Here is a 2,031-nt window from a genome sequence, read left to right as displayed (position 1 = left end):
CGACCTCGACGTCGTCGCGGCGGCTCATGATGCGGAAGACGGCCCGGCCGATCCGGCCGAAGCCGTTGATGCCGACCCTGACGCTCATCGTCCCTCCTCCGCCGAATCGCCGTCCAGCTCGTCGAAGCGCCGCAGCAGGTCGACCACGCGCTCGGCGTAGCCCCAGCCGTTGTCGAACCAGGCGACGACCTTGATCAGGTTGCCGTCCATCGCCATCGTCGCCGCCGAGTCGAAGATCGACGAGAACGACGTGCCGACGACGTCGGCGGAGACGATCGGATCGACGTTGTACTCGAGGATCCGCTTGTACGGCCCCGCCGCCGCCGTGCGCACGACCTCGTTCACGCGGTCCTTGTCCACCGCGCGGCCGAGCCAGAGCGTCATGTCCACGAGCGAGCCGTTCGACACCGGCACGCGCAGCGCGGAGGCGCGCAGCCGTCCCTTCATCTCGGGGAGCACTTCCTCGAGCACGTGCGCGGCGTTCGTCTCCGAGGGGACGATGTTCTCCGCGGCGGCGCGCGAGAGGCGGTAGTCGTCGGCCGGCACGTCGGCGAGCCGCTGCACGCTCGTCAGCGCGTGGACCGAGGTGAGGTGCCCGCGCTCGACGCCGAAGGCGCCGTGGAGCGCGGCGAGAATCGGGGCCGCCGCGTGGGCGGTGTTGGAGGCGTTGGAGACGATCTTGTGCTCGCGGCGCAGCCGGTGGTGGTTGACGCCGTAGACGACCGTCGCGTCCACCTTGTCCTTCGGCGGCGTGCAGGCCACGACCCGCTTCGCGCCGCAGTCGAGGTGGCGCGCGAGGTCGGCGCGCGTCCGGCTGCGGCCGGTCGCCTCGACGACGTAGTCCACGCCGTAGTCGGACCAGCGAACGTCGCCGGGATCCTTGCCGGCGAGCATCGGGATCTCGCGTCCGTAGGTGTAGAGCCGGCCGTTCTTGCAGGAAAGCAGATCGGGGAATCGTCCGAGAAGCGAATCGTAGCGGACGAGGTAGGTCAGAGCCTCGGGGTCGGCGATGTCGGAGATCGCGCCGATCCGCACCTCGTCGCTGCGCGAGAGGATGCGGAACAGATTCCGCCCGATCCGCCCGAAGCCCATCAGTCCGATGGTGAACGGCATTTCCATTCCTCCACTCCGGCCGCGCTGCCGGTCCGCTGGCCCGCGGTCGCGGGCGCAGGATGAATTCTACGACGCGGAGGAACGCGGGACCGCGTTTCGCGGGGCGCTTCCGGAGAAGATCAGTCCGAAGACGAGCAGCGCGGCGCCGAGGAGATCGCCCCAGTCGAGGTTTTCGTGAAACAGGAGCCAGCCGATCGCCGCGCCGAAGAGGATCACCAGCGGGTTGGCGAGCGAGGCGCGACCCGCCGGCGTGCGCCGCAACCCTTCCGTCAGAAAGACTTGGCCGGCCTGGCCGAACAGGCCGACTCCGGCGAGCCAGAGCCAGTCGGCGCCGCGCGGCAGGACGGCGCCTGAAACGAAAGTGCCGGGGAGCGAGAGAAAGATCATCGTCATCTGGAACCAGAGCACGATCGTCAGCGGGTGCTCGCCGCGCGACAGGGCGCGCACTTCCGTGTAGGCGGAGCCGGCGGCGACCGCCCCGAGCAGTCCGACGACGACCCAGCCGAGCTGCGCCCCCTCGAAGTCCGCCGGGCTCGGCGAGGCGACGAGGACGACGCCGACGAGGACCATCGCCGCCGCCGGCGCGAAGCGCGGGCCGGGGCGTTCGCCGAGCGCCTTCCAGGCGATCAGCGCGGTGAAGATCGGGGCCGTCTGCGCCAGCAGCACCGCCTCGGCGAACGGCAGGTGGATCACGGTCCAGAAGTAGCAGGAGAGACTGAGGAAGCCGGTCAGTCCGCGCAGCACGAGCATCTTGGGGCGGTTGCCGCGGAAAGGCGCGCCGGCGCGGCGCAGCATGACGAACGAGAGCGCGGTCGAGATCACGGCGCGGGCGAGGACGACTTCCTGCGCCGGCAGGCGGGCGCCGGCGAAGCGGGCGAAGACCGCCATCACCGCGAAGAAGAACGCCGACAGCGCCAT

Annotated in this window: 2 protein-coding genes; both read right to left on the bottom strand. The window is 70.4% G+C overall.

Going from position 1 to position 2,031, the window contains the following annotated elements:
- Positions 1 to 84: 84 nt before the first annotated feature.
- Positions 85 to 1,113: a glyceraldehyde-3-phosphate dehydrogenase gene (locus LLG88_06025; protein MCE5246463.1), complete on the bottom strand. Its 1,029-nt coding sequence runs from the start codon at positions 1,111 to 1,113 to the stop codon at positions 85 to 87.
- Positions 1,114 to 1,179: 66 nt separating this feature from the next.
- Positions 1,180 to 2,031 (bottom strand): DMT family transporter (locus LLG88_06020; GenBank protein ID MCE5246462.1); only part of this gene is annotated, 852 nt, incomplete at its 5' end.

The organism is bacterium (assembly GCA_021372775.1).
Classification (GTDB): domain Bacteria; phylum Acidobacteriota; class Polarisedimenticolia; order J045; family J045; genus JAJFTU01.
This window is presented reverse-complemented; position numbering and strand designations above follow the sequence as displayed.